Source organism: Bowmanella yangjiangensis (assembly GCF_017255015.1).
Classification (GTDB): Bacteria; Pseudomonadota; Gammaproteobacteria; order Enterobacterales; family Alteromonadaceae; genus Bowmanella; species Bowmanella yangjiangensis.
In genome coordinates, this window is sequence record NZ_JAFKCS010000222.1 from 1 (window position 1) to 1,369 (window position 1,369).

Annotated in this window: 1 protein-coding gene; it reads left to right on the forward strand. The window is 65.8% G+C overall.

All coding sequences use genetic code 11. From position 1 onward, the window contains the following. Positions 1 to 164 precede the first annotated feature (164 nt). Positions 165 to 1,208, forward strand: a complete 1,044-nt coding sequence (locus J0A65_RS23500; protein ID WP_080757045.1) for an ABC transporter substrate-binding protein — start codon at positions 165 to 167, stop codon at positions 1,206 to 1,208. Positions 1,209 to 1,369: the final 161 nt, after the last annotated feature.

Consider the following 1,369-nt stretch of genomic DNA (forward strand, 5'->3'; position numbering starts at 1 on the left):
TGACCCTGGAGTGGCTGCGCGGCCGCAGCGAGCGCCTGCGTACCCAGCAAGTGGAGTGAGTTCACCCGTGCGGCGCAAGGGGCCGCATGCCTGAGTCATCATTAGCGAATGCGTGCCGGCATGGCCCGTGAGGCTGCGCCGGCCGTTCACAGGGAGAATCAAGGATGCTGTGGAAACGTAATTGGCCTTGGGCGCTCGCCCTGTGCTGCGTGGCTTCGATCGATGTGGCCCAGGCCGCATCGCAGTTGCGGGTCGTTTCATTCGGTGGCTCGGTGCGCGATGCCCAGCGCGAAGCCTTCTATCGCCCGTTCCGCGAAGCCTCCGATGTCGTGGTGGTGAGCGGCTCCTACAACGGCGACTTCGGCAAGCTGCGCAAGATGCAGGCGATGCAGCACGTCAGCTGGGACGTGATCGAGGTCGAGGCGCCCGAGCTGGTGCGGGGCTGCGAGGAAGGGCTGTTCCAGCCGATCGATGCCAGTGCGCTGGGCGATACTTCCAGCTATCTGCCGGGGGCGATACGGCCCTGCGGCGTGGGCATCTTCGTCTGGTCCATGGCGCTGGCCTACGACAGCAAACGCTTCGGCCAGGCACCGACCGGCTGGGCCGATTTCTGGGACGTGCAGAAATTCCCGGGCAAACGCGGCCTGCGCAAGGGTGCCAAGTACAACCTCGAATTCGCCCTGCTGGCCGATGGCGTGCCGGCGCAGCAGATCTATGCGCGCCTGGCCAGCGAGGCCGGTGTGCGCCAGGCCTTCGCCAAGCTCGATCAGATCAAGGCCGATATCCACTGGTGGGAAGCCGGGGAGGAGCCGGTGCGGCGCCTGCGCGATGGCTCCGTGGCGATGAGTGCGGCCTACAGCGGACGTATCGCCACGGCGCAGGATCAGGGTGACCCGCTGCAGCTGATCTGGGCCGGCAGCGTCTATGACTTCGATTACTGGGCGATTCCCAAGGGCAGCTTCAACACGCCGCAGGCGCAGGCCTTCATCCGCTTCGCCAGCCAGGCCGACGCCCAGCGTGCCTTCTCCGAGCAGATTCCCTACGGGCCGATCCGCCAGGACGCCCAGGCGGGGCTCGACGCGCAGCGCCTGGCCAGGCTGCCGACCGCGCCGCAGAACCTCGAGCAGGCACTGCCGATGGGGGTGGAATTCTGGATCGAACACGGTGCCGACCTGGAAGCGCGCTTCGAACAGTGGGCGTCACGCTGAGGCAGGCGGCGGCAGGCAGCGATAGAATTCGTGCTTTAAGCCAGCCGAGTATGCCTGATGGATTTCGATGCCCTGGGGTTTCGCGAACTGCTCGATGCCCTGCATGACGGTGTCTACATCACCGATGCCGACGGCATTACCCTCAAGGTCAACAGCGCCTA

Bases quoted from the DNA above. Each gene is read 5' to 3' on its own strand.
- J0A65_RS23500 (WP_080757045.1), top strand. From the start codon at position 165: ATGCTGTGGAAACGTAATTGGCCTTGGGCGCTCGCCCTGTGCTGCGTG.